This is a genomic window from Sphaerochaeta globosa str. Buddy, from assembly GCF_000190435.1.
Lineage (GTDB): Bacteria > Spirochaetota > Spirochaetia > Sphaerochaetales > Sphaerochaetaceae > Sphaerochaeta > Sphaerochaeta globosa.
Genome location: NC_015152.1, coordinates 2,324,922 through 2,351,691, shown reverse-complemented (window position 1 = coordinate 2,351,691; position 26,770 = coordinate 2,324,922). Strand labels below are relative to the sequence as shown.

22 protein-coding genes are annotated in these 26,770 nt (G+C 52.5%); 21 read left to right on the top strand and 1 reads right to left on the bottom strand.

Annotation, left to right across the window (positions count from 1 at the left end):
• The first annotated feature begins 19 nt into the window (after positions 1 to 19).
• The 20 genes from SPIBUDDY_RS11010 (at position 20) to SPIBUDDY_RS10915 (ending at position 25,325) form a co-directional block, all read left to right on the top strand.
• Complete coding sequence (locus SPIBUDDY_RS11010) at positions 20 to 2,371, top strand: substrate-binding domain-containing protein (protein ID WP_245523771.1); 2,352 nt, start codon at positions 20 to 22, stop codon at positions 2,369 to 2,371.
• Entirely contained in the window at positions 2,368 to 3,024 is a 657-nt protein-coding gene (locus SPIBUDDY_RS11005) for a response regulator (RefSeq protein WP_013607834.1), read from the top strand. Before SPIBUDDY_RS11010 ends, SPIBUDDY_RS11005 begins: the two co-directional genes overlap by 4 nt.
• 184 nt (positions 3,025 to 3,208) lie before the next feature.
• Positions 3,209 to 4,561 (top strand): ABC transporter substrate-binding protein, encoded by a 1,353-nt coding sequence (locus SPIBUDDY_RS11000; RefSeq protein WP_013607833.1) that lies wholly within the window; start codon positions 3,209 to 3,211, stop codon positions 4,559 to 4,561.
• A 135-nt stretch (positions 4,562 to 4,696) separates the two neighbouring features.
• Positions 4,697 to 5,659 carry a carbohydrate ABC transporter permease gene (locus tag SPIBUDDY_RS10995; RefSeq protein WP_013607832.1) on the top strand — a complete coding sequence of 321 codons (963 nt, stop codon included), beginning with the start codon at positions 4,697 to 4,699 and terminating at the stop codon, positions 5,657 to 5,659.
• Positions 5,656 to 6,501 (top strand): carbohydrate ABC transporter permease, encoded by an 846-nt coding sequence (locus tag SPIBUDDY_RS10990; RefSeq protein WP_013607831.1) that lies wholly within the window; start codon positions 5,656 to 5,658, stop codon positions 6,499 to 6,501. Before SPIBUDDY_RS10995 ends, SPIBUDDY_RS10990 begins: the two co-directional genes overlap by 4 nt.
• Positions 6,502 to 6,534: 33 nt before the next feature.
• Positions 6,535 to 8,892, top strand: coding sequence for a glycoside hydrolase family 3 N-terminal domain-containing protein (locus SPIBUDDY_RS10985; protein WP_013607830.1), 2,358 nt, complete (start codon positions 6,535 to 6,537; stop codon positions 8,890 to 8,892).
• Between the two features lie 158 nt (positions 8,893 to 9,050).
• Positions 9,051 to 9,899, top strand: coding sequence for an AmmeMemoRadiSam system protein B (gene amrB, locus SPIBUDDY_RS10980; RefSeq protein WP_041380739.1), 849 nt, complete (start codon positions 9,051 to 9,053; stop codon positions 9,897 to 9,899).
• Between the two features lie 3 nt (positions 9,900 to 9,902).
• Entirely contained in the window at positions 9,903 to 10,463 is a 561-nt protein-coding gene (gene amrA / locus SPIBUDDY_RS10975) for an AmmeMemoRadiSam system protein A (RefSeq protein WP_013607828.1), read from the top strand.
• Positions 10,447 to 11,409, top strand: coding sequence for an AmmeMemoRadiSam system radical SAM enzyme (gene amrS, locus SPIBUDDY_RS10970; RefSeq protein WP_013607827.1), 963 nt, complete (start codon positions 10,447 to 10,449; stop codon positions 11,407 to 11,409). Before amrA ends, amrS begins: the two co-directional genes overlap by 17 nt.
• Before the next feature lie 47 nt (positions 11,410 to 11,456).
• Complete coding sequence (locus tag SPIBUDDY_RS10965) at positions 11,457 to 13,073, top strand: ABC-F family ATP-binding cassette domain-containing protein (protein WP_013607826.1); 1,617 nt, start codon at positions 11,457 to 11,459, stop codon at positions 13,071 to 13,073.
• A gap of 14 nt (positions 13,074 to 13,087) precedes the next feature.
• Positions 13,088 to 13,513: a C-GCAxxG-C-C family protein gene (locus SPIBUDDY_RS10960; protein WP_013607825.1), complete on the top strand. Its 426-nt coding sequence runs from the start codon at positions 13,088 to 13,090 to the stop codon at positions 13,511 to 13,513.
• Between the two features lie 89 nt (positions 13,514 to 13,602).
• Positions 13,603 to 14,103 carry a 5-(carboxyamino)imidazole ribonucleotide mutase gene (gene purE, locus SPIBUDDY_RS10955; protein WP_013607824.1) on the top strand — a complete coding sequence of 167 codons (501 nt, stop codon included), beginning with the start codon at positions 13,603 to 13,605 and terminating at the stop codon, positions 14,101 to 14,103.
• Positions 14,104 to 14,138: 35 nt separating this feature from the next.
• Positions 14,139 to 14,852 carry a phosphoribosylaminoimidazolesuccinocarboxamide synthase gene (purC, locus tag SPIBUDDY_RS10950; protein ID WP_013607823.1) on the top strand — a complete coding sequence of 238 codons (714 nt, stop codon included), beginning with the start codon at positions 14,139 to 14,141 and terminating at the stop codon, positions 14,850 to 14,852.
• Positions 14,853 to 14,854: 2 nt separating this feature from the next.
• A complete protein-coding gene (purF, locus tag SPIBUDDY_RS10945; RefSeq protein ID WP_013607822.1) occupies positions 14,855 to 16,255 on the top strand; it encodes an amidophosphoribosyltransferase in 1,401 nt (466 codons plus the stop codon).
• The gene (gene purM / locus SPIBUDDY_RS10940; RefSeq protein ID WP_013607821.1) at positions 16,248 to 17,282 is read left to right on the top strand and encodes a phosphoribosylformylglycinamidine cyclo-ligase; all 1,035 of its coding nucleotides are present in this window, start codon (positions 16,248 to 16,250) and stop codon (positions 17,280 to 17,282) included. Before purF ends, purM begins: the two co-directional genes overlap by 8 nt.
• Positions 17,279 to 18,574 carry a phosphoribosylglycinamide formyltransferase gene (gene purN, locus SPIBUDDY_RS15775; protein ID WP_013607820.1) on the top strand — a complete coding sequence of 432 codons (1,296 nt, stop codon included), beginning with the start codon at positions 17,279 to 17,281 and terminating at the stop codon, positions 18,572 to 18,574. Before purM ends, purN begins: the two co-directional genes overlap by 4 nt.
• Positions 18,561 to 19,718: a phosphoribosylaminoimidazolecarboxamide formyltransferase gene (locus SPIBUDDY_RS10930; protein WP_013607819.1), complete on the top strand. Its 1,158-nt coding sequence runs from the start codon at positions 18,561 to 18,563 to the stop codon at positions 19,716 to 19,718. The genes purN and SPIBUDDY_RS10930 overlap by 14 nt, the downstream gene beginning before the upstream one ends.
• Before the next feature lies 1 nt (position 19,719).
• Positions 19,720 to 21,042, top strand: a complete 1,323-nt coding sequence (purD, locus tag SPIBUDDY_RS10925; protein WP_013607818.1) for a phosphoribosylamine--glycine ligase — start codon at positions 19,720 to 19,722, stop codon at positions 21,040 to 21,042.
• Positions 20,993 to 24,640 carry a phosphoribosylformylglycinamidine synthase gene (locus SPIBUDDY_RS10920; RefSeq protein WP_013607817.1) on the top strand — a complete coding sequence of 1,216 codons (3,648 nt, stop codon included), beginning with the start codon at positions 20,993 to 20,995 and terminating at the stop codon, positions 24,638 to 24,640. Before purD ends, SPIBUDDY_RS10920 begins: the two co-directional genes overlap by 50 nt.
• 262 nt (positions 24,641 to 24,902) lie before the next feature.
• Positions 24,903 to 25,325, top strand: coding sequence for an Hsp20/alpha crystallin family protein (locus SPIBUDDY_RS10915; RefSeq protein WP_013607816.1), 423 nt, complete (start codon positions 24,903 to 24,905; stop codon positions 25,323 to 25,325).
• Between the two features lie 64 nt (positions 25,326 to 25,389).
• Here SPIBUDDY_RS10915 and SPIBUDDY_RS10910 read toward each other — a convergent pair whose 3' ends face one another.
• The gene (locus SPIBUDDY_RS10910; protein ID WP_013607815.1) at positions 25,390 to 25,734 is read right to left on the bottom strand and encodes a cupin domain-containing protein; all 345 of its coding nucleotides are present in this window, start codon (positions 25,732 to 25,734) and stop codon (positions 25,390 to 25,392) included.
• A 183-nt stretch (positions 25,735 to 25,917) separates the two neighbouring features.
• Here SPIBUDDY_RS10910 and SPIBUDDY_RS10905 point away from each other — a divergent pair, with 183 nt between their 5' ends.
• Complete coding sequence (locus tag SPIBUDDY_RS10905; protein WP_013607814.1) at positions 25,918 to 26,766, top strand: sulfide/dihydroorotate dehydrogenase-like FAD/NAD-binding protein; 849 nt, start codon at positions 25,918 to 25,920, stop codon at positions 26,764 to 26,766.
• The last annotated feature ends 4 nt before the right edge of the window (positions 26,767 to 26,770 follow it).

Genomic DNA, 26,770 nt, shown 5'->3' with positions numbered 1-26,770 from the left:
CTTTGTTCCATACAGTATGATGAAAGAAAAGCCATCAGGTAAGGAGCCTCTTTTGCCGCTTAAGCATCGTTGTATCGGAATTTTTACTGCCAGCCTGGACGATGAGTATCAGTCCACGCTGTGGCATGCCCTGGAGCAGGAAGCCAAGAAGCGCAATCTGGGTACCATCTCCTTCATCGGTTCGCGTCTGGGATCCCCGATTGCCAGTGAGGCTTCCTCAAACCTTGCGTATCATATGGCTGGGTCCCAGAATGTAGACGGACTGATTATCATTGCCTCGTCCCTGGCAACATTTTTCACCACGGTTGACCTGAATAAGTTTTTTGCTCCCTGGTCGGATCTTCCCCGGGTGTCGATCGGGATGCGAATGCAGGGAATGAGCGATATCACCGTCGAAGGGGAGGAAGGTATTGCCTCTTTGGTGGAACATTTGATCAGGGTGCACCACCGCAGCCAATTCGCCATTCTCAAAGGACCTGAAACGCACGAAGAGTCGATACGCAGGCTGAGTGCCTGCAAAGAAGTGCTTAAAGCCAATGCCATCGAGATCGATGAAGACATGATCAGGCCCGGAACCTTCACCGATGTGGCGGGCAGGGATGCTGTTCGGTATTTGGTGGACAACCATTTGCCGTTCGACAGCCTTATCTGCCTGAATGACTGGATGGCACAAGGAGCCTTGGAAGAACTTTCAGCATTGGGAATCCGGGTGCCCGACGAGGTGTCGGTCATCGGCTTTGATGGGTTGGATCCTTCCCGGTATACCTTGCCGCCTCTGACTACTGTCGTTCAGCCCCTCTATGAGATGGGAGTGATGGCCATCGATGTCCTGGATCGCATTATGGCAGGCGGGCAAGAGGAGCACATTACCCTTGCTTGCACAGCGGTGATCAGGGAATCATGCGGCTGCAATCCCCATGTCAGCTATACTCCGGGATTGCATGAACTGCCAAGCTACGCAACAGCCCAAGAACGAAATGCCGTTCAGGATCTGCTGCGCTTGATGCGTCTGGGCGACTATCATCAAATGATTTTCAGACTCAACAGGGCCTTGGATGCCACCGCAAGCGAAAGCGGCTCGATGCACCGTTGGAACGAGTACCTTTCAGTGATTGAGTACAAATCGAATGTGGAAAGTGACCTTAGTGCAAAGACACAGGCAATGCTCATGGGAGCAGCCCGTGCCTTGGTTGGAGATAAAATCGGACGCTTCCAAGCAGCAAAACGTGTGGCGGTGGAATGTTCTTTCGATTCCCTGCGTAAAGTAAGTGCAATGCTCAGCGGCACCTTCGAACTTGAGCAGTTGATGGTCAACCTCAAGCAAAGCTTGCACTTGTTCGGCATTCATGAGGGGTATTTGGTACGGTTTCTTGGTCGTTCCCAACAGGTTCAGCTGATGATGACCGTTCAGGATCTCGACAAATCGGAAGCCTTCAACTCAGCCTTTGCTGCATTGGAAATCCTTCCTCCGGTCCTTGGCAAGCAGTGGAAGCAGCATCGCTGGGTCCTCCTGCCGCTTGTCTATATGGATGAGCCGCTAGGCTATCTCCTTGTTCCCTTCGGCATGGTAATGCCCGCGCTCTATGATGTACTACAGGAACAGGTTTCCAGTACGCTCAAAGGCTCGCTGCTGCTCACCCAGATCCGCAAGCATGAGAAGAATCTGGAGGAGCAGGTGAAACTCAGGACCCAGGACCTGCTCTCAGAGATTCGTCGCAGGACCGAGCTTGAGCAGGAAGTGATGGAGATTTCAACCAAGACCATGGAGCGAATCGGCCAGGACTTGCACGACGACTTGTGCCAGTACCTTCTGGGAATTTCCTTGCTCGCTTCTTCTGCCAGGCAACGACTCAACCACAAGGAAGGACCTATTGCCGAAGAGCTGGAGAGCATCAGCAAGCACTTGAATGAGGCGATAACCAAAATCAAGACGATAAGCCGCGGCCTGATGCCGCTGGACCTCGAACCGTCCAGTTTCCAGAAGCGGCTTGAGGCCTTGGTTGCGGACAGTCTGCGGTATGCCGAGGTGGAGATAGATGTGAATGTCGATCCCGCGTTCCATATCCAGGATGCCAACCGGGAGCTCAATCTCTTCCGTATCGTACAAGAAGCGCTTACCAATGCCATCAAGCACTCCCATGCAAGCCATATAGAAATCTCATCGTCCAAATCCGAGAACAAGCAAGGAGAATCCATGCTGTGCCTTACTGTCAGCGATGACGGAACCGGATTGCCCAAGAAACTGCAAAAGCGTGGACTTGGCTTGAGGATCATGCGTAACCGTGCAGTCATGGCCGATGCTGAGCTTTCCATACAAAGCAGTGAGGAAGGTACAATTGTGAGCGTACAACTCAAGGAGACGCATGTATGAACCATACCGTTCGATTCCTCTTGGTGGATGACCACCCCCTGTTCAGGCAAGGTCTGGCCAGCGTTATTGAGAATGTCCGCCGTTACAAGGTTACTGCCGAGGCGACTACCATCGCCCAAGCGCTCTCCTTATTGGAATCCATCACGGTGGATGTAGCCTTGGTTGACATTTCGTTGCAACAGGAGAACGGACTGGAGCTGGTAAAGACGTTGAAATCCACACACCCGGAGATTTCCTCAATCGTAGTATCGATGTACGATGAAATCATTTATGCCTCCAGTGCCCTGAAGGCCGGGGCGAAGGGGTATGTGATGAAGCAGGAGGCGGCTTCATCACTGCTCGATGCGATCGAGCACGTGCTCAAGGGAAAAATCTACTTATCCAAGGATATGCGCGAGCGGATGCTGGATACCATGTTGCTGCAGGACTCGCGGGAGGAAATCGACCCCGTCAAACTGCTCAGCATCAGGGAGATGGAAGTCCTGCGTTTGTTGGGGCAGGGTTTTGGCGTTTCCGAGATTGCCCAAAACCTCAATCTATCGGTCAAGACAATCAATGTATACCGTGATAATATCCGCCACAAGTTGTCCATCGGCGACGCTGGCTCGTTGCGTAGGTTTGCAATCCAATGGGTGAAAAGCAATGAACGTTGAGTCAGCCTAGGACAAATGTCCTAGCCTAAGTCAAGACAAACACCTAGTGTCATTCTCGCAAAACCTCTTCTAGTATGATGGTTGTGGGAAGCTCTGTTCAGTACAAGCGTTGTACGAAAGCGGGGTAACCTACATCGGAATCGTTCATATGTCTTGGACATATACAATGTAAGGAGGAATCTGTATGAAACGGAACATGCGTATCGTCGTCAGTTTGCTGCTGGTCGCCTGCATGAGTCTCTCTCTGTTCGCCGCCGGCCAGAGTGAAGCCGCAAAGGCCCCTGCTAGAAAGGTCATCAATCTTTGGACCTTCACCGATGAAGTCCCCAAGATGCTCGAGAAATTCAAGGCTCTCAATCCTGATTTCGATTATGAAATCAACACCACAATCGTCGCCACCACCGACGGTGCCTATCAGCCGGCTCTTGACCAGGCTTTGGCATCTGGTGGAGACAATGCTCCCGACCTCTACTGTGCAGAGGCAGCATTCGTTCTGAAGTACACCAAGGGTGATGCCGCTCAATACGCAGCTCCCTACAAGTCCTTGGGCATTGATGTAGACAAGAAGCTCAAGGATGCCGATATCGCTCCGTATACCGTTGATATCGGATCCAACAGCAAGGGTGAACTGGTTGGCTTGGGCTATCAGGCAACCGGCGGCGCTTTCATTTATCGCCGTTCACTTGCCAAGGCTACTTGGGGAACCGATGATCCTGCAGTAATCAAGACCAAGATAGGGCCGGGTTGGGAGAAGTTCTTCCAGGCTGCAGCCGACTTGAACAAGAAAGGCTATGCAATCATGAGCGGTGACGGAGACATCTGGCACGCCATCGAAGGCTCCTCCCCGAAGGGATGGATTATCGACGGCAAGCTCTTCATCGACAAGACCCGTGAGGATTTCCTTGACATCGCAAAGATGATTGTTGACAACGGATACAGCAACCAGACCCGTGACTGGGAAGATGGTTGGTTTGCCGACATGAAAGATGCCGGTGCCAAGAAGGTGTTCGGTTTCTTCGGTCCCGCATGGCTCATCAACTACGTCATGGCTGGCAACAGCGGTGGAACCAAGCCCGGCGAAGGCACCTTTGGTGACTGGGCCGTGTGCGAACCTCCCGTAGGATTCTTCTGGGGCGGCACGTGGGTTATTGCAAACAACAACAGCCCTGTTAAGGAAGCAGTTGGAAAGATCATCGAATGGATCACCCTCGACACCTCCGAGACCGGTCTTCAGTATCTGTGGGCCAACGGCACCCTCAACGGGCCCGGCGGAACCAAGGATACCGTTGCTTCCGGTACTGTCATGAGCAAGAGTGACGGAGCCGTAGCATTCCTCGGTGGTCAGAATATGTTTGACGTATTCGTACCCGCCGGCGCTTTTGCTACCGGTAAGAACAAGACCCAGTATGATGAAACCATCAACCAGTACTGGCGTGATCAGGTTCGTTCCTACGCTGCAGGAAACAAGACTCGCTCTGAAGCAATTGCTGAGTTCAAGAAGCTGGTTTCCGACAACCTCGCTATCAGCGCCCTGTAAGGGGAACGTTGACTTCCAGGTGCGGGCTTTCCAGCCTGCACCTGGATTCTTCTGCCATGCAGCATTGCTCGGATGGAAATTCTCGATTCATGCTCGCTTCGATGTACGCTCTGACACTTACTGGAGGACAACACCATGCGCAAGAAAGGCATCAACTATGCAAAGTATGGGTATTACTTTTCCATCCCATTTGTGCTTGCCTATCTAATTTTCTCGCTTTATCCGATCATCTATACGACCTTTATCGGATTCACCGACCTACGAGGTCTTGGCCGGACAGACATTAAGATTCTTGCTGATCCCTTTGAGAACTTCAAATTGATTCTGAGCAACGATACATTCAAGAAATCAGTAGCGAATACGTTCGTCATTTGGATTATGAACTTCATTCCCCAAATTTTGTTAGCTTTGCTTCTTACGGCCTGGTTCACCAGCCGTCGTTTCAAAGTCAAGGGACAAGGCCTGTTCAAAGTGCTGATTTATATGCCCAACATCATCACCGCTGCCACCATTGCCATTTTGTTCAACTCCATGTTCGCCTTTCCGATAGGTCCGATCAATGACCTGTTGGTCAAGCTCGGATTTCTGGACGAACCGAAATATTTCCATATGCAGGTTTGGACCTCCAAAGGTGTTGTTGCCTTTATCCAGTTCTGGATGTGGTATGGAAACTCCATGATTGTACTCATTGCAGGAGTGCTCGGGATTGACCCAACCCTCTTTGAGGCTGCCGAGGTGGATGGTGCCACCCCGACCCAGATTTTCTTCAGGATTACACTTCCCCGATTGAAAACCATTCTGCTGTACGTCCTGATCACCAGTATGGTCGGCGGACTTCAGATGTACGATATCCCCAAGCTCTACCTATGGGGAGGACCGGACAACTCTACTCTCACGGCAAACCTCTTCATCCACAACCAAGCATTCAGCGGCAGTTATCTCTACAATCGTGCAGCAGCTGCAAGCATGCTGATGTTCCTGATCATTGTCGTTCTCTCCATTGCCATGTTCTATCTCATGCGCGACAGAGGCGAGCAAAAATTGCGAAGACAGGAACGGGCTTTGAAACGAGCCTTGAAGCGGGAGGCATCAGTATGAAAAGCTTGAAAGCATCAACCAATATTACCAAGACAATTATTTATATCGTATGTATATTTCTCTCAGTTCTGAGCATCTTCCCATTCTGGACCATGTTCGTGAATGCTACCAGAAGTACCTATCAGATCCAGCAGGACTCTGTCGCCTTGTTTCCTTCCACCTATCTGCTCAGCAACTGGAAGATTCTCAATGGCAAGACGTTCAATGCAGCAGTCGGCTTCATGAACTCAATGCTGGTCAGCAGCGGAGCCACACTGTGCGCCGTCTACTTCTCCAGCCTGACTGCCTATGCCCTGGTTGCCTATGTCTGGAAACTGCGCCAGCCGTTCTTTACCTTTATTCTAGCCGTCATGATGATTCCCGCCCAGATTACAGGCGTAGGTTTTTATCAGATGATGTATCGCATTGGTTGGGTCAACAGCCTCTGGCCGTTGATTCTTCCTTCGATTGCCGCGCCTGCAATGGTCTTCTTCATGCGTCAGTACCTCATGGCGACGCTGTCGCTTGATATTGTCAATTCGGCTCGTATCGATGGGGCAGGGGAGTTTTTCACTTTCAACCGCATTATTCTGCCGATTATGAAGCCTGCAATGGCAACACAAGCAATTTTTACGTTTGTCACAAACTGGAACAACTTGTTCATTCCGACGATTATCCTGACCCGAAGAGAAAAGTACACCATGCCGATCATGGTCAGTCTGCTTCGTGGTGATATTTATAAAACCGAATACGGTTCGGTGTATCTGGGCTTGGCCCTTACGGTATTACCGCTCTTCATTGTCTACTTCCTGCTCAGCAAATACATCATTGCTGGTGTTGCACTAGGAGCACTGAAAGAGTAGGAACCTCTCGACCGAAACAAGGAGTACGGATGTATGCAACAGAATAGGGAACGGGCGGAACAGCTCTTGCACAGCATGACCATCGAGGAAAAGGTGGCCCAGCTAGTGTCTGCCTGGTTGGAAATACAGGAGGATGGTTCTTTTTCTATCCGTGAATATGGACATAAAGACCATCGTAACGGCAATTTGTATCAGGAAGTGCTGGGAAAGGGCATCGGCCAGCTTACCAGGCCTTTTGGGACTATGGCCAATGATCCGCATAAGCAAGCCAAAGCCATCAATAAACTCCAACACTATTTGGTCACAGAGACTCGCCTGAAAATTCCAGCCATGTTGCACGAGGAGTGCTTGACCGGGGCGATGGTCAAGGGTGCTACGATTTTTCCCTCAGCGTTGAACTATGGCTCTACTTGGGACCCTGCCTTGATCGGCCGGGCGGCCTCGGCCATCGGTGATGAGCTCAGGAGTTTGGGCATTCATCAGGGACTTGCTCCGGTACTGGATGTTGCCCGCGATGCACGTTGGGGCCGCTTGGAGGAGACCTTCGGTGAAGACCCCTATCTTTGCGGTGTGATGGGTATCGGCTACGTGAAGGGTCTGCAAGGGGCAAAACAGTCGCCGCTCGCAACCCTGAAACACTTTGTCGGCCACTCGTTCAGTGAAGGCGCACGCAACCATGCACCGGTCCATTGTGGAATGCGGGAGATCCGCAATACCTTCGCCCTTCCTTTTGAAATGGTTGTGCGCAACGCCCATCCCGCTGCCGTCATGCCAGCCTACCACGACATTGATGGCATTCCCTGTACCAGCAACCACAGCTTGGTCACCGACCTTTTAAAGAAGCAGTGGGGTTTTGACGGCCTGATAGTGGCCGATTATGAAGCAATTGTGCAGCTGGTCAATGACCATCAAGTAGCAAACGATATGGCCGAAGCCGCCGCTTTGGCGTTCAATGCAGGCATGGATATCGAGCTTCCTGGATTCACTGTCTTCAAGGAAGGACTCATTGAGGCTCTGTATCGTGGCTTGGTGACCGATGAAGCCCTGGACCAGTCGGTTCTCAAGATACTGCAAGAGAAGCTGCGCCTGGGCTTGTTTGAGAATCCCTATATCCGTGAGGAAGCAATAGACCTAGGATCGGAAAAGAACCACATCCTTGCCAGGGAAGTGGCTGAGAAGTCGCTGGTTCTTCTTAAGAATGATGGTACGTTGCCCTTGAAAAAAGGGTTGAAGGTTGCACTCATCGGTGCTTTGGCCGACCATCCCTATGCAATGTTCGGCGGGTATGCGCCGCCGGTGCACCTGCAAGGTTCCCATGGACCTGAGGAGACGGTTCCTGTGTTGGCTAAGACCATAAAGACAGCCTTGCAGGACGTACTTGGAAACGAACAGGTACTTTTTGAGCCCGGGTGTATGCTGTATGAGAGCAACGTTGAACGCGCAGTATTTTTCCCCGGCGATGTCCAGGAAGGGCAGGGGACGCAGGTTCATGAACTGAGCAGCGATGTCAGCAGGATTAAACTGGCCTGTGAGGCAAGCCGCAAGGCCGATGTTACCGTTCTTGTAGTCGGCGATCTGGCTGGTTTGTTTGGCCAAGGAACAGTGGGTGAGGGCTCTGATGCCGCAAGTTTCACTCTTCCGGGGGTGCAGGAACAGTTGATGCAAGAGGTTCTGCAAACGGGAAAACCCGTAGTGGTCGTCCTTGTCAGCGGAAGACCCTATACCTTGGACAAAGCGGTGACCGATGCACGTGCCATTCTCTGCACCTGGCTTCCAGGAGAGGGAGGGGGTGAGGCGATAGCCAGAACGTTGGTCGGTTTGAATAATCCCAGCGGAAAAACACCGCTTTCCTTCCCCAAATCGGTAGGCTCGATGCCGTATTTCTACAACCATACCAAGAAGGCTGGAGGCCTACCTGTCCAAAAGCAGTTTGGAACGCTGTATCCCTTCGGACACGGACTGTCCTATACCAGCTTTACTTGGTCGGACTTTCAGGTTGAACAAAGCCAGATTACCAATACTGGTGAATTCAAGATTAGTCTGCAGGTGCAGAACAGCGGTACTGTTGCAGGTGATGAAGTGGTTGAGCTTTACATCCACGACAAGGTTGCTTCACTCGTCCGTCCGGTAAAGGAATTGAAGGCGTTTGCACGAGTGAGTCTCAAACCGGGGGAGAAGAAGAAAGTGGTGTTCTCCCTGCCTGCAGAATTGTTCTCGTTTATCGGAGAGCGGATGGAACGAGTGCTTGAAAGCGGAAGCTATGAACTCTTTGTTGGTAAAAGTTGTGACGATATTGTATTTACGAACGAGCTCTCAATTCTTGGGGAGGACAAAGTGCTTTCCAATTCCTGGCGCTGTCTTTCCTCTTCCTCGATAGTTTCTCTGTCCTGATTCTCCTTTTTGTTTCCTGTATTTACCTCCACGTTTGGCAACTTGTCTGATAGGTCACGCGATCAGGCAGGTTGCCTCTTTTCTTGGGTGGTCGACAACCTTGCATTTTAGAATGGGTGGACTATGATAGGAGGTGGGTATTGGAGGAGCCGACTACAATGATACGAAAAGCACACTTTGCAGGGTCTTGGTATCCCGCTGATAAACAGACGCTCAGGGCTTTGATCAACGAATCGATTGAGGTTGTCCTCAAGAATACCACCTATCAACACTGTCCCTATCGATTTGCCGTTCTTCCCCATGCAGGACTTTTCTACTCCAAGGCAGGCATCGCCCCATTTTTCGCTGCCGACCTTTCCAACGTACAGCGTCTGGTTGTCCTTGCCCCGAGCCACTATGCAAACCTAAGCCAGGATGCTTTGGTCAGCGCCCCTCTGGATGGCATTGAGACACCGCTGGGAATGCTCGAGAGCCAGAATCTTAGTAGTGCCCAAGCCAAGTATTTCTCGGCAATCCAGAGTGAACACGCCTTGGAGATGGTCCTCCCCTATATTGCCAGTCTTTCTCGGCCGCCTACGGTCACCTTGGCCTTGGTCAGCCACTTCTCCCAGCCGCAAGCGGTGAAGACCATCGCAGATGCACTGGTTGCCGAACTGGGAGAGCAAGAGATACAAGCTGGCAGGACTGCCCTTATTGCCAGTAGTGATTTCACCCATTATGGACCGCGCTTCGGCTATACCCCCTACCAAAGCGGGGCTCCCTTGAAGGTCAGGGAAGATGACCTGGCCCTTTCCCACCTGCTCTGCGAAGGACGGATCGAAGAGGCTTTTGCCTTTTGCTCTTCAAAAAGAAGCACCGTATGCGGTTATGCTCCCGCTATGGTGGTCAGCTATATCGCACATCACAACCAGAGCCGGGGGTGGGTTGCCGATTACTACACATCCTTGGATATAAGTTCTTCGCCGGATGCCAATTTTGTCGCCTATTCGACGATTTTGTGGAGGTGATGCATGGAAAGCATGGTGCAGAAAACACTGCTTGAACTCGCCCGCGAGGCAATCCAAAGTGCATTACTGAGTGAAGCGACACCGCTTGCCGATAGGCTGAAGGACGAAAACCGAATACCCTATACGCTTGAAATGGGTTTGTTTGTGACCCTGAAGACAAAAGGTGGGGCATTGAGGGGATGCATCGGCAATTTATGGGGTAGAGGCCCTCTCTATCAGGAAGTGCCTTCCCTGGCTCTCCAGGCTGCATTCAGTGATCCCCGCTTCCATCCGGTTGCCAAGGATGAGCTTGCTTCGCTGTGTATTGATATCTCGCTACTGAGCAGCATGCAAAGTATTGATGATTGGTCTGCCATCCGCCTTGGAAGGGACGGGGTGCTGTTGACTCACGGTTATCACCGTTCCGTGTTCCTTCCGCAAGTGGCGACCGAACAGGGGTGGGATTTACCGACCCTCTTGAGCAACCTCTCCACCAAGGCAGGTCTCTGGCCGAATGCCTATCAGGATGCAGCGTGCCACTTTGAGGTATTCCAGGCGGAGGTGTTCGGTGAGCCTACGTTGTGACTTTTGCTATCATCGATGTTCCCTTATAGAAGGACAGAGCGGCATCTGTTCGGTCAGGGCGGTAGAGGGGGGCAGGTTGGTTACTAAAGGGTATGGCCAGCTTGTCGCCTTAGCCGTGGACCCGGTTGAGAAGAAACCGCTGTATCACTTCCTTCCCGGCAGCAAGACCCTGTCACTGGCGATGTTTGGGTGCAACCTTGGCTGCGAGTTCTGTCAGAATTATACCATCAGTCAGCATGAGTACGTGCAGAGCCAACAGGCCGAGACCTTTGAAGCCTCGGACTTGGTCGGTCTTGCCTTGGAACGCAAATGCCCCTCGATCAGCTTCACCTATAGCGAACCGTTGGTATGGCAGGACTATATGATCGAGGTTGCAAAGCTGGCAAAACAGAAAGGTCTTGCCACCATTATGGTGACCAATGGAACCTTCAGCGAGCAAGCCCTGGCAAGGATATCTGATCATATCGATGCCTACAACATCGACCTCAAAGGTGATGAAGCTTTTTACCGTCGACTCTGCAAAGGCAGCGCCAAGCCTGTTTTGGATGCGATCGAGTACCTTGTAGCCAAGTTTTTGCACGTGGAAGTTACCACCATGGTTATGCAAGGGCAGCATGACAAGGCTCAGATGCTCGGGCTGTCCGATCAGCTTGCCAAGCGCAAGGTGCAGGTCTGGCACCTGAGTCGCTACTTCCCCCGATACCTGTGTACCGACAGTGCAACAAGCGAATCCTATCTTGCGGGGATGGTTTCGATGCTCTCTTGTTCGGGGATTCCTTATGTGTATGCCGGCAATTCCGAACAGAAACAGGCCACCTATTGCCCACAGTGTCATACCCTGCTGGTATCGGACAGACGCTATAGCCCGATTCATTGTGACAAGGCCTTGCTCGCAGGCAAATGCAGTACGTGCGGTCATGCAATCTACGGTCGTTGGCCATCCTGACATACACAACCATTTTCTGCTACACTCGACTTTTCGAGGAGTGAGTGGTGGTTAAACTGAGTAATGTTACTGTGGCCTATGGGGATCGTTTCATCCTCAAGGATGCAGATTTCCTGATAAAAAGTGGAGATAGAATCGGGCTTGTAGGCCCCAACGGTGCCGGAAAAACGACGCTTTTGCGCGTGTTGGCTTCAGAGGAACATGCCGATAGCGGCCAAGCACTCATCGACAGCGGGACCGTCATCGGATATTTCAGCCAGAATGTGGGCGAAATGCAAGGTCGTAGCGCTCTCATGGAGGTTATTGCCGGTTCGGGCTCGGTCTATGAGATCGGGTTGGAACTTGAAGCTTTGGAGCATCGCATGGCTGATACCAGCCAAGTTTTCAGCGATGCTGACATGGATCGCTATGGTCACTTGCAGACTGAATTCCTGGCTCGCGACGGGTATGATTTGACCCAACGCAGTGAAGAGATTCTCACCGGGTTGGGCATAGGGCCCGACCGCTTTCATGAACCGGTTGAGCATTTCAGCGGTGGTTGGAAAATGCGTATCGCCTTGGCAAAGATTCTTGCCCTGAATCCCGATGTGCTCTTGATGGACGAACCCACCAACCACTTGGATTTGGAGTCAATCATCTATCTCGAGTCTTGGCTTTCCAGCTTCAAGGGCGATGTGGTGATGACCAGTCACGACCGCCAATTCATGACCCGTATCTGCTTCCGTACTGTTGAAGTGGCAAACGGCCAGGTGACCAGTTACAGTGGCGACTATGATTTCTACATCCGAGAACGGGAGATACGGCGGCAGCAGTTGATTGCTACCTTCAACCGGCAGCAGGCAAGGTTTGCCAAGGATGAGGAGTTCATCGCAAAGTTTGCCGCCCGTGCCAGTCATGCATCCTTGGTGCAGTCGCGCATCAAGGCACTGGAGAAGATCGAGCGGATCACCCTTCCCCCTGAATCGAAAATCATGCAAGTTCAATTCACCCCCTGTACACGAAGTGGAGATCAGGTGGTGGTCATGAAAGATTTGACCAAGCGCTGGCCCATGGCACAGGGTGGTCAGCATACTGTGTTTGAGAATATCAGCGCAACAGTCATGCGTGGCAACAAGATTGCACTGACCGGCATAAACGGGGCGGGAAAGTCGACCCTGTTGAAAGTCATCGTCGGACTCACCCAGCCCACAAGCGGAGAGGCAAGCCTGGGAGCGAGTGTGAATCTGGGGTACTTCAGTCAATACTCATCCGATGTCCTGGATCCAAATAAGACTATCTTTGAGGAAGTTTCCGAACGCGTTCCGATGTCCACCATTCCCATCATCCGTTCGATGCTTGGATCGTTTCTCTTCAGCGGCGATGATGTCGACAAAAAGATCGGGAATCTCAGCGGTGGTGAGAAGAGCAGGGTGATGCTTGCCTGCATGCTCGCCCTTCCGGTCAATTTCCTGGTGCTGGACGAGCCGACCAACCATTTGGACATCCAAAGCCGTGAGGTCCTGCTGGATGCGCTTTCACGTTTTGAAGGAACACTGATGATCGTCAGCCATGACCGATACTTTCTCAAGCACCTGGCCAATCGTGTGTTCGAATTGGACAAAGCGGTGCTCAATATCTATGAAGGTGATTATGCCTACTATCTGCACAAGTCGGGCAGGGAGTAGAGAAGGAGGATAGTGTGGAACAAGACTATGTAAACAAAGCGATGGAGCTTCGCAGCAAGGGGTACAACTGCGCCCAGTCGGTGGCCTGCGTATTTGCCGATGAGGTGGGGATGAGTGAACAGACGCTCTTTTCCCTGATGGAAGGATTCGGCGGGGGGATGGGTGCTCACCAGGGGACGTGCGGGGCGGTAAGCGGTGCTGTTGCCATCGTCAGCATGGTGACCAGCAAAGGCAGTGTTCAAGGTGGGACGAAAAGCCTTACTTACGCACGAACGGCGGCCATTGTTTCCGAGTTTTTTCAGAAGAACGGTAGTTCAGTATGCAAGGAAATCCTGGGTGACGAAACCGGTGTCGTGTTGCGTTCTTGTGATGGATGTGTAGAAGATTCTGTACGTATGGTGCATAAATTGTTGCAAAAAGTGAAGGAAGCGGATAGATAAAAGCTTTAGTACAACATACTTGGCAATTTGGTGCAGATTTTGTTGCATATGTACTTGCATAAGTATGCATATTTGGCTATCGTACGCCTATGCAGACAGTCCAACAACGTGTTGCCATCCTCCTCGGAAGTGAGAACGACCTAAGCCTGGTACAGGCGGCGATCAGCACTCTAAAAGAACTGGATATTCCCCATTCTGTACGAATCCTTTCAGCACACCGCCTTGGTGATGAAGCCTGCCGGTTTGCCAGCAATGCAAGAGCCGAAGGGTTCGGGGTCCTCATAGCGGCTGCAGGAAAAGCAGCCCACCTTGCAGGCACCCTGGCAAGCAGAACCCTTCTGCCGGTTATCGGACTTCCCCTGTCCACCTCCCTCGGAGGCCTCGATGCCTTGTTTTCAACAGTCCAAATGCCCAGTGGGTATCCGGTGGCCACGGTAGCCATAGATGGGGCCGCCAATGCGGCCTTGCTTGCGGCCCAAATACTGGCCTTGTCCGACTGTGACCTGCTTACGCGGCTCGAAGAGAGAAGAAAGGCAGGCCAAGAGGCTGTGCGCGAAGCCGATAGTCGAATTGCGAAGAGCTTTATGTAGATAAGGCTCTTTTTTTATTGCAACAGGGGGAAGCGATGCAAAAGCTAGCCATGCTCTATGAAGGAAAAGCGAAACGGGTGTATGAAACTGACCAGAAGGGTGTCTATATTGTTTCATACAAAGATGATGCTACAGCGTTCAACGGTAAGAAAAAAGGCTCGATCCTGGGCAAGGGAGCGATCAACAACCAAGTTACCAATCATCTGATGCAGCTGCTTTCCAAGGAAGGGATTCCCACCCACTTTGTGGCTCAGCTTTCCGAGACGGAGACGGCGGTCAAGGCTGTGCGAATCGTACCACTGGAGGTTATTGTTCGCAGCATCGCTGCAGGCTCACTGTCCGAGCGGTTGGGCCTTAAAGAGGGAACCAAGCTGGCAAGCACCGTCATAGAATTCTGCTACAAGCGTGATGACCTGAACGACCCGTTGGTAAACAACAGCCATATCAAGGCCCTCGGCCTTGCCACTGAGCAGCAGCTTGAGCTCATCACCAAATACAGCCTCAAAATCAATGACATACTCTCGGCCTACCTGGTGGAAGTCGGCATAGCCTTGATTGATTTCAAGCTGGAGTTTGGTATCACATCTGAGGGAGAGCTGGTACTCGCCGACGAGATCAGCAGTGATACCTGCCGTTTCTGGGATATCAAGACCGGAAAAAAACTGGATAAGGATCGGTTCCGCCGAGACCTCGGGGATGTGGAAGAGGCGTATCACGAAGTGATGCAGCGTCTTTTGGGGAGAGCCTGATCATGGCTGCCATCAAGGAGGCCTGCGGCTTGTTCGGCATCAGTTCAGCACACAAGGAACCGATAGGCTTTGCCTGCCATTATGGCCTGTATGCCCTGCAGCATCGCGGTCAGGAGGGGTGCGGTATTGCCCTGAATACCGAGGGGGAGCTCTCGGTGCACAAGGACTTGGGTCTGGTCAACGAGGTGTTTCCCCGAGCCTTGAGCGTTGACGAGGAACACACCCGGATGGCGATCGCCCACACCCGGTACGGAACGAGTGGCGAACGCTCACGTGAGAATGTACAGCCTTTGCTGTTCCGCCATCATATGGGCAGTATGGCAATTGCTCACAATGGCAACTTGACCAACGATGCGGCCCTTCGCTGTCGATTCGAAAAAGAAGGGTGTTTGTTTCATACCACCAGTGATACCGAGGTGATTGCCTATCTGATCTGCAAGCATCGTCTGGCAACAGGCGATATCCATAAGGCGATCGAACTGGCGATGGATGAGCTTGAAGGAGCCTATTCGCTCTTGATTATGACTTCATCCCTTTTGATCGCTGTACGTGATCCAAACGGTTTTCGGCCGTTGTGTCTGGGAAAGCTGGACGATGGCTACGTGTTTGCCAGTGAAAGCTGTGCCTTGGATGCGGTAGGGGCGGTTTTTGTCCGTGACCTTCAGCCTGGTGAACTATGTATTGTCGATAAGGCTGACCAGAGTTTGACCAGTTCCCTTGTGCATTGCAATGCGATAAAGAGTAGCCTATGCGTCTTTGAGTTGATTTACTTTGCACGGCCCGACAGCGTCATCGACACCATCAGCGTCCATCAGGCACGCATCAGAAGCGGCTCGTTTTTGGCCCTTGAACACCCCTGCCAAGCCGATGTGGTCATCGGGGTTCCCGATAGCGGCATCGATGCTGCTATCGGCTACTCCCGGCAGTCGGGTATTCCCTACGGTATCGGCTTCATCAAGAACAAGTACATCGGAAGGACCTTCATCCAACCCAAGGCCGGGGATAGGGAGAGCGGGGTGCGCATCAAGCTCAACCCGATTGCCTCCACGGTTCGCGGTAAGCGCGTGGTGCTTATCGACGACTCCATCGTCAGGGGGACTACCAGTAAGCGAATCGTCCGCCTGCTCAGGGAGGCGGGAGCCAAAGAGGTGCATCTGCGCTCATCTGCTCCTCCCTTTCTCCATCCCTGTTACTATGGGACGGATATCGATTCGCGCAAGGACCTGTTTGCCTGCAAGTATGACCATCAGCAAATGATGGACATACTGGATGTCGATTCACTGGGCTTTTTGCTACCCGAGCAGGTTGTCAAACTCAGCGACCATCAGGGCATCGGATTTTGCAGCGCCTGTTTCACCGGCGTCTATCCTACTGCAGTACCCAAAGGAGCGAGCAATGCATAATGAGAGTTTCAGCAATCGGTATGAACAGGCTGGTGTGGATATCAGGCGCGGCTATGAAGCGGTCGAGTTGATGAAAAAACATGTAGCCTCCACCTTCACCAAGGGTGTCCTCTCCGATTTGGGCGGCTTCGGCGGTTTGTTCGAGCTCGATTTGAGCCAGACTCCCCATCCCGTACTGGTTTGCGGTACCGATGGGGTGGGCACCAAGCTCAAGCTTGCCTTCGCCCTCGACAAACATGACACCATCGGTATCGATTGTGTGGCGATGAGCGTCAACGATGTCATCTGCTGCGGGGCAAAGCCACAGGTATTCCTGGATTACATCGCCTTGGGCCGGCTTGAGCCGACCAAGGTGGAGCAGATTGTCAAAGGTGTTGCCCAAGGGTGCAAACAGGCGGACTGCGCCCTCATCGGAGGAGAGACCGCCGAAATGCCCGGCCTGTATCAGCAAGGTGAATATGATCTGGCAGGCTTTTGTACCGCGGTGGTGGAGAAGACCAAAATCTTCAACAATGCAAGTATCGTCGAAGGGGACGTTTTGGTTGCACTGCCCTCCAGCGGGTTGCATTCCAACGGCTTCTCCTTGGTACGTCAGATTTTCAATCTGGATGCCAAATCTGAGAACCTGTCGATATTCTACCCGGAACTAGGGAAAACCTTGGGCGATGAGTTGCTCACTCCCACCCGCATCTATGTCAAGGATGTGCTCTCTCTTGCTCGAAGCATCACCATCAAGGGGGCCTCGCATATCACCGGGGGAGGGTTCTTTGAGAATATACCCCGTGCCCTTCCTGCCGGCCTTGGGGCCAGGATACGCAAAAACGATGTGCGGGTCCTCCCCGTATTCTCCCTGTTGCAACGCCAAGGCGCAGTCGATGAACGGGACATGTTCAACACCTTCAACATGGGGGTCGGCATGGTCCTTATTGTGAATAAGGAAGAGGCATTGCAAGCCCTGGGCATGGTGGATGGCTCGTATATACTGGGTGAGGTCGTGGCAAGCGACAAGGAATTGGAGCTTTTATGATTCGTATTGCAGTGCTGGTCAGCGGTGGGGGAACCAATCTGCAAGCCCTTCTGGACGCCCAAGAAAAGAACGAACTTTCGTGTGGGAGCATCGTCCTGGTGGTAAGCGACCGTCAGGCCTCGGCCTTGAAGCGGGTGGAGAATAGGGGGGTGAGTGCTGTCCTGTTGGATAGGTCGGCCTTGGGAAAGAAGGCGTTTGAAACACAGTTGCTCGCCTTGCTTGTGCAGAAAAATATTGACCTGGTCGTGTTGGCCGGCTTTTTAACCATCCTTTCCAGTGAGGTGATCGCCCGCTATCCAAAGCGAATCATCAACATCCATCCCTCCCTGATACCCAGCTTTTGCGGAAAAGGGTATTATGGGTTGCGTGTCCATCAGGCAGCCCTCGAGCGTGGGGTGAAGATAAGCGGAGCTACGGTGCACCTTGTCGATGAGGTTGCCGATGGCGGTCCGATTCTCGCCCAGCAAGCGATTGATGTCCTGGACGATGACACTCCAGATTCTCTGGGACAACGAATTTTAGAGCAGGTGGAGTGGAAGCTGCTTCCAAAGACAGTAGCCTCCTACTGCCGATGTATGGAGAAAAGCATGGATTTAGAGCAAAGGCTGTCATCGATTCGGTACCCGGGCAGAGGCATTGTGTGCGGCTTGAATGAACAAGGCAATGCCATAATCGCCTATTTCATCACAGCCCGCAGCCTTCACAGCAAGAATCGTTGTCTGGTGGTCGAAGGCGAGACTGTACGCACCAAAGCTTTGGATGAAAGCTTGCTCGTCGATCCTTCGCTGATCATCTATCGGGCGATGGACAGGCAAGGCAGTGCTGTCGTTGTGGCCAACGGCGACCAGAGTGATACAATTCTCGAAGGTTTAGGGAGGGGAATCACCATGCAGGCATCGCTTGCAAGCCGCACCTTTGAACCGGATGAGCCCAACTTCACCCCCCGCATCAGCGCTCTCTTCCATCTTGGTACCGACCCTTCGTATACGCTCTCCATTCTCAGAAGGGCTGGCGATGGCAGTTGCGACCGCTCCTACTACTCACATTCTGCTTGCAGCAAGGGGCAAGCGCACCTGATACATACCTATGAAGGGGATGGCAATCCACTTCCCAGCTTTCAGGGGGAACCCCCACTTGTACGCATCAAGGGTAATGCCGGGGAGTTTGCAGACCATCTGTGGTCCCTGTTGGACAAGGAATACCGGGTCTGTGTATGCGTCAAGGAAATCGATTTGACAAGCAATGCAACAAATCTTGTGATCAGGCAAGGAGCGAGTAATGGACTGTATTGAACTGAAGTATGGCTGTAATCCCAACCAGCAGATGGCAAGCATCTCTATGCATGAGGGCAAGCTTCCTTTGACTGTGCTCAATGGCAAGGTGGGGTACATCAATTTACTCGATGCCCTCAACGGCTGGCAGTTGGTCAATTCCCTTTCGAAGGCAACCGGCCTTGCAAGCGCCGCTTCCTTCAAACATGTCAGTCCCGCCGGAGCGGCGGTAGGTCTTCCCCTCAACGAGGGAGAACGGCTCATGTATTTCATCTCAGAGAAGACCACTCTCAGCGAGCTTGCCACCGCCTATGTGAGGGCGCGTGGAGCCGACCGTATGTCAAGCTTCGGGGATTTTATCAGCCTCAGTGGTGAATGCGACCTGTCTACCGCCCAGATTATCAAAAGCGAGGTCTCCGACGGTGTCATCGCTCCTTCCTACAGCAAGGAAGCCCTGGAGGTGTTGAAGAAGAAGAAAGGCGGTTCCTACACCATCCTGCAAATAGATCCGGCGTATGAGCCTCCGCTGTTGGAAGAACGCTCTGTGTTCGGCATTACCTTCAAGCAGATGCGAAACACCCAGGTGCTTGATAGGTCGGTCCTCACGCCGATTGTCACAATCAATACAACACTCAGTGCAGAGGCCCAGCTGGATTTGCTGGTTGCTCTCAATACGCTGAAGTATACCCAATCGAACTCGGTTTGCTATGCAAAACGCGGTCAGACGATCGGGGTGGGGGCCGGTCAGCAGTCCAGGATTCACTGCACGCGCCTTGCCGGTGATAAGGCCGATCTGTGGCACCTCAGACAGAGTGAATCCGTACTTTCTCTTCCCTTTCTGCCGCAGCTGAGCCGCAATGACAAGGATAACGCTGTTGAGTTGTTCCTTCGTTCAGAGATGCAGCAATGCCAGCGTTTTTTGAGCAGGGAAGTACAACCTCTGCATGAGGATGTAAAGCGGGCTTTTCTTTCTGAAGTGCACAACGTAAGTCTTGCAAGCGATGCCTTCTTCCCGTTCAGGGACAATATCGATCGTGCTTTCCAAAGCGGTGTCTCCTACATCGTGCAAAGCGGGGGGTCTCTCAGGGACGACGAGGTTATCCAAGCGTGCGATGCGTACGGCATGGTTATGATCACCAACGGCATTCGCCTCTTCCACCACTGATATGCGCATCCTCATCATCGGGGGCGGCGGCCGTGAACACGCATTGGCAAAGGCTCTCAAGAGATCGAAGCAAGCGATTGAGTTGTTTGCAATCGGCAGGAATGCCGGTATGCAGGCATTGTGCACCATGGCCCCCCTTGCACTCTCAGATCCCCCTGCGTTAGTCGACTATGCCCGCACGAAGGCTATCGACTTGGTGGTCATCGGGCCCGATGAACCGTTGGTATGCGGTCTTGCGGATGTGTTTCGGGCATGCCATATTCCCTGTTTCGGCCCATCCAAGGAAGCGGCAAGGTTGGAAGGCAGCAAGTCGTTTGCCAAAGCTTTCATGCAACGCCATCAGATTCCTACTCCTTCCTACCAAGTTTTCACCGACTATAGAGAGGCTGTTACCTATCTCCAGCGCTGTCCGGTTCCTGTGGTGGTGAAAGCCGACGGTCTTGCCCTCGGCAAAGGCGTGGTTATTGCCTTCGACAGGGAGACTGCCTGTGAGGCCGTACAGCAGATGATGGTCAACAATCAATTTGGGACCAGCGGGCAAACGGTAGTCATCGAAGAATATGTCTCAGGAGCGGAAGTTTCGCTGTTGGTTTTCAGCGATGGGAACACCGCCAAGCCGATGGTAAGTGCAATGGACCATAAGCGTGCCTTTGATGACGACAGTGGGCCAAACACCGGTGGCATGGGAGTAATCGCCCCCAATCCCTGGTATACACCAGAGATTGCTGCACTGTGTGAAAGAACCATCATTGAACCAACCCTCAGAGGGATGCGCCAGGAAGGTCATCTTTTCACCGGCTGCCTCTTCTTCGGCCTGATGCTTACCCAAGAAGGCCCGGTTGTCATCGAATACAATTGTCGCTTCGGTGATCCCGAAGCTGAAGCGGTACTCAGCTTGTTGGACAGTGACTTGTCGGACATCCTTCTTAGCTGTACAAACCAGACGCTTCACAAGGTGCCTGTTCATTTCGCCGATGATTGTGCCTGCAGCATCGCCCTTGCAAGTGGAGGGTACCCGCTTGCCTACGAGGTGGGAAAGCAGATTCTTATCGGCCCTCTTAGCGAAGGTGTCGACGTGTTGCACGCCGGTACTGCTTTCGATGAAAAGGGGAACCTGATTACCTCTTCGGGCAGGGTGCTGCATGTGGTTGCCCGCTCAAAAACGCTTAATTCGGCCATCGAGCAGGCTTACTGTGCCGTTGACTCGATTTCATTTGCAGGAATGCAGTATCGCAAGGATATCGGAAAGAAAGCCTTGCTCAAGGAGAGATCTGATGGTACAGCGAATCTGGGTACGGCGCAAACAAGGATTTCGCAGCTCTGAACAGGCTTTGTCGACTTCCCTCACTTCGTTGTTGGCACTCAAAACCCCGGCTTGCGTGGCTATCTGCTACCGCTATGACATTGAAGGCTTGGACGAACTGGAGGCAGCCTATGTTTCTCGTTCAATTTTGAGCATGGTGCAGCGGGATGAGGTGCTTGCACAAATTCCTGCCTGTTCTTGGACCTTGGGAGTTGAAATGCACCCGGGCCAGTTCGACCAGCGCTCCGACTCAACCAGAATGTGCATTCAGCTTGTCTACCCGCACCGCTCTGTTTCTGTACGCTGTGCCACCTTCTACTGTTTCAGCTCACAGCTGGATGAGGAGGAACAGAAGCGCATCAGGACCTACCTGATCAACCCTGTGGAGGCAAGGGAAGCCTCCCCCAAGCTTGCCGAGCACCTTGGTGAAAGTACCTTTGTTCCGGCTTTTTCTGATCAGCTTACCGGTTTCTGCTCTCGTACCGACCTGAACGAATTGATACAAGAGTATTCTCTTGCCATGGATTGCGCCGACCTGATGGTGGTACAGCGTTATTTTGCAGACAAAAAAAGAGATCCCTTCCTCACCGAGTTGAAAGTAATCGATACCTATTGGTCCGATCACTGCCGCCATACCACGTTCCTGACTGAACTCGATCAGATTTGCATCGAGGATCCCGAGGTTCTCACGACGTTTGCCTCCTACCTGGAGACGCGCAGGTCGTTGCATAGTACCAAGCCGATTTGCCTGATGGACCTTGCAACCTTGGCCGCCAAGCAGCTGAGAAAACAAGGAAAGCTTAACCGCATGGAAGTCAGTGAGGAGATAAACGCCTGTTCTGTTACCGTGGAGGTGCAAACCGACAACGGGCCGAAGGCCTGTCTTGTGTTGTTCAAGAATGAGACACACAACCATCCGACTGAAATCGAGCCTTTCGGTGGGGCTGCCACGTGCATCGGTGGAGCCATTCGAGACCCGCTTTCTTCGCGTGCCTACGTATACCAAGCGATGCGCATCAGCGGCTGTGCCGATCCCCGCACCCCCTTTTCCCAAACCCTGGAGGGCAAACTGCCCCAGCGCGTGATCGCCCAGCGTTCAGCCCTCGGCTACAGTTCCTACGGCAACCAGGTGGGGCTTGCCACCGGCATTGTGGAGGAAATCTATCATCCACGATTTGTCGCCAAGCATCTGGAGCTGGGCTTTGTCATTGCAGCAGCACTACAGAGCCAAGTCAGAAGAGAGAGGCCGAAAGAGGGTGATTTGGTGATTCTCGTCGGTGGAAGGACCGGCCGGGATGGTTGCGGTGGGGCTACCGGCTCCTCCAAGAGCCACGATACCGCTTCGCTTGCCACCTGTGCCGCTGAAGTGCAGAAGGGCAATGCTCCCGAGGAACGCAAGATTCAGCGGCTTTTGCGCAAATCTGAGGTTTCAAAGCTGATCAAGCGGTGCAACGACTTTGGGGCCGGCGGGGTGAGTGTAGCCATTGGCGAGCTTGCCGCAGGCCTTGTCATCGACTTGGATGCCATTCCCACCAAATATGAGGGACTGGATGGCACTGAACGGGCGATCAGTGAGAGCCAGGAGCGGATGGCCATGGTTGTGGGCCCCGATGATGTTTCTGCCTTCTTATCCTACGCAAACGAGGAGAACCTGGAGGCCACCGTCGTTGCCCGTGTCACCAAGGAACCCACATTGCACATGACCTACCAAGGTCGTACCCTCGTTGAGCTCGACCGGGCGCTTCTGGATAGCAATGGGGCGAAAAAGCATGCAACGGTGCACATCAAGCAGTATGCACCTTCGCTTGCATCCAATAGGTATCTGGACTTTGATGCCATGCTCTCGGACTTGAACGTTGCCAGCAAACAAGCCCTGTCGCAACTATTTGACAACACCATAGGATCGGGGACGCTGCTTTTACCCTATGGTGGGAAAACGATGCGTACTCCCATCCAAGCGATGGCCGCCCTCATTGCGGTAGGTGATACGACCAGTCATACGGCAAGTCTTGCCTCTTGGGGCTACGACCCCTACGAGATGGAGCAGAATCCTTTCAAGGGAGCTTTCGTATCGGTACTGCATTCCCTTGCCAAGGTAGTGGCAACCGGTGGGGATTGGGACCAGACCTATTTGACCTTCCAGGAGTATTTTGGTCGGCCTGGGGAGGATCGGTCGCGGTGGGGCGAGGTTACTGCAGCACTTTTAGGTGCTTTCAAGGCTCAGATGCTTTTTTGCAAGGCGGCCATAGGGGGCAAGGACTCGATGAGCGGAACCTTCAAAGACCTGGATGTTCCCCCTACCTTGGTGAGCTTTGCGGTTTCGGTTGCTCCCGAGGATGAGGTTCTCAGTCCTGAGTTCAAGCAGGCCGGCTCCAAGCTCTTGCTGCTGCAAGCGGATGATGAGCGTTCTCTTCCCGGTTTGTTTGAGCAAGTGAGCAAGTTGGTCAAAACGAAACAGGTTCTCTCCTGCTGGGCTTTGGGGTATGGCGGTATTGCAGAAGCACTCGCCAAAATGGCCTTGGGCAATGAGATCGGCTGTGAGGTTGAAACCGATCTGGACCTGCTTTGCAAACGCTATGGCTCTTTCTTGGTGGAGGCTGATCACGAACTATCTGTTCCGTCCTTCCTAATCGGACACACGACAGCGAAGGCAACGCTATGCTTGGGTTCTGTGCAAAGAGATTTGCAGCAGGTTCACCAACTTTTGTCAAAACCTCTTGAATCGGTATATGGAACCATGGAAGAGCAGGCTTCCCCATCCTCTCTCCCTACCTTGTCCTATACCGGGCGCGAGAGACTTCGTTCTCACTATCCGGTGAAAAAGCCCAAGGTGTTGCTTCCGGTCTTTTATGGCACCAACTGTGAATATGATGTTGCACGTGCTTGGCAGTTGTGTAATGTGGATTGTGAGACGCTGGTTATCAACACCCAAAACGAGCGAGAGGTGAAACAAAGCATCCTGCGTTTCAGGGATGCACTTTCCCAATCACAGATTCTCTTTCTCAGCGGAGGGTTCTCTGCAGCCGACGAGCCTGACGGCTCGGGAAAGTTCATTGCAGCCTTCTTGCGCAATCCCTTGATCCAAGAAGAGATTGCAAACCTGCTGGACAAGCGCGATGGCCTGGTCGGAGGCATCTGCAACGGCTTTCAGGCCTTGGTACAGGTGGGCCTGCTTCCCTATGGCCGCATTACGACCACGACAGAACGCGACCCCTTGCTCGATTTCAACCGTAAGGGTAAGCACATTGCTGCGATAGTGAGGACACGGGTCAGTTCGACCCTATCGCCCTGGTTCAGTGAATATGAGGTGGGTGCTACCCAACTGCTGCCGATCAGCCATGGGGAGGGTCGGTTCACCGCCCCCCCTGAAACGCTGAAAGCGCTTGCCGATGCAGGGCAGATTGCAAGTCAATATGTGGATGAGAATGGCCTTGCCGCCGATTTCTCCATCCACAATCCCAATGGGTCGTTGTACGCAGTGGAGGCGTTGAGCTCCCCCGATGGGAAGGTGTTCGGCAGGATGGCGCATAGCGAGCGAGTCATCGGCGATATCTATCGCAATGTGCCGCTTGCAGCCGATTGTGCACTCTTCAAGGGTGCTGCAAGCTATGTGCGTTGAGTCAGATGGAAGCAGAAAACGGGTCTTTTTGACGTATGTGTGTCATTCTGATACGTTCTGAGTGACCTTTGTGGTTTGGTGGGGCAAAAGGGAAGGGTCTGGTTTGATGGAAGTTTGTTTGTGTAGTGTATGAAAAAGTTTAAATAATTATATTATAATAAATTATAAAATTATACATACTGTTTTGAAAAAGTTGGCACGTCTCTTGCAATATGCTTTACGTAACGAAAAAGCACAACAATGAACACGTGGAGGTGTCAACATGAAATATTACGTAACCTATAACCAGAATAACGGTCTTTCGAACTTCGATTCACTGTTCAACGATCTCTTCTCCGATTGGGGTGCGAGTCGTTCCAAGATTCCCCCGGTAGACATCTATGAGACTGAGAAGTCGTATGTGATCGAAGCAGAGCTTGCAGGCTACAAGCAGGAAGAGGTCCAGGTCAACGTGGACAAGCATGTTTTGAAGCTGTCCAGCAACAAAGAGACCCTCAAGGATGCCGATGGCAGAAAGAATCTGGTCCGTGAACGCTATTTCAGGAAGTTCGAGCGCTCCTTCAGCCTTCCCGAAGGCATCGATGAGGAGAATATTGAAGGCGAATTTTCCGATGGTGTTCTGACCATCACCCTGCCTAAGAAGAAGGAAGTTCTTCCCAAGACTATTGAAGTGAAGATTAAATAACTATCGATCAATCGCCCACTTGCACCAGAGAGCCTGCAGAATTCTGCAGGCTCCTGTCGTTTCTCTACTCGAGAATGATGAGAGCCATCAGTTTCAAAGTTTCGTCCTCGTCGTTGCGGATTGCATGGCTGGCTCCGCCTCCGGTGATGACAAGGTCTCCCTTCTGGACGACTTTCTCGCCATCGGCTTCGGTAACGATGCCTTTGCCTTCGGTAATCCAGTAATATTCCGTTTCATTGACATGGTCGTGCTTGCCGATGGAGCAGCCTTTTTCGATGACCAACTCAGCGAACAACCGACTGTGCGATACAGTCCCCTCATCCATCAGTGATTTTACCACCACCTGTCCGGTACCTTCGCGCATCTTCTGCTTGATGACGCTCTTCATCTCCTGCTCTTTCTTGATCATGGTTGACCCTCCTTTCCCTAGTTTGCCAGCATGTGCCTTCTTGGGCAAGATAGACTTGACACTCGGTGCTCAGAATTTAATACTAACACTATCATGCACAGTTGTTATATACGCATGTTTGACCTTTCTTTAGGTCAGGGTGATGGGTTGTGCATACGCCAAAACTAGAGTTGAGGAGATGACATGAATACGATTCTTTCAAAGCAGCGGCTTTCGGCCGAGGTTTTCAGAATGGAGATCGAGGCCAAGGAGATTGCCGAGGCAAGAAAGCCCGGACAGTTCATCATTCTGCAGATGGGCGGGGATTTTGGCGAGCGCATCCCGTTGACGATTGCCGATGCCGATCCTGCTAAAGGTTCCATTACCCTGATATTCCAGGCAGTTGGAGAGACGACTCATCGTCTTGCCCTGCTTGAGAAAGGCGACTTTATTGAAAACCTGCTGGGACCTCTGGGCAGACCTACCGACATCAAAAAGTACGGCAAGGTTGTCTGCGTGGGAGGAGGCATCGGGGTTGCTCCGCTATTTCCCATCGTACAGGGCATGAAGATGGCCGGTAACGAGGTTAAGGTGATCATGGGGGCCAGGAACAAGGACCTCTTGATCATGGAAGATGATATGAAGGCTACAGCCGATGAGGTTATTGTTGTAACCGACGACGGATCCTATGGTCGCAAGGCTTTGGTCACCGAGCCGCTGAAGGAGCTGTGCGAGACCTACAAGCCCGACTGCGTTGTCATCATCGGTCCTCCGATCATGATGAAGTTTGCAGCACTTACCACCAAGCCCTACGGCATTCATACCATTGTCAGTCTGAACACCATTATGATTGATGGAACGGGCATGTGCGGTGGTTGCAGGGTAACCATCGGGGGAAAGACCAAATTCGTCTGCGTCGATGGTCCTGAGTTTGACGGCCATCTGGTAGACTGGGACAATATGTTGCTCCGCTTGGGCACGTATAAGAGTAAGGAACAAGAGGCTCATCACCGCTGTCATGTTGGCTTACATATCACCGAAGGGGAGGCATAAGCGT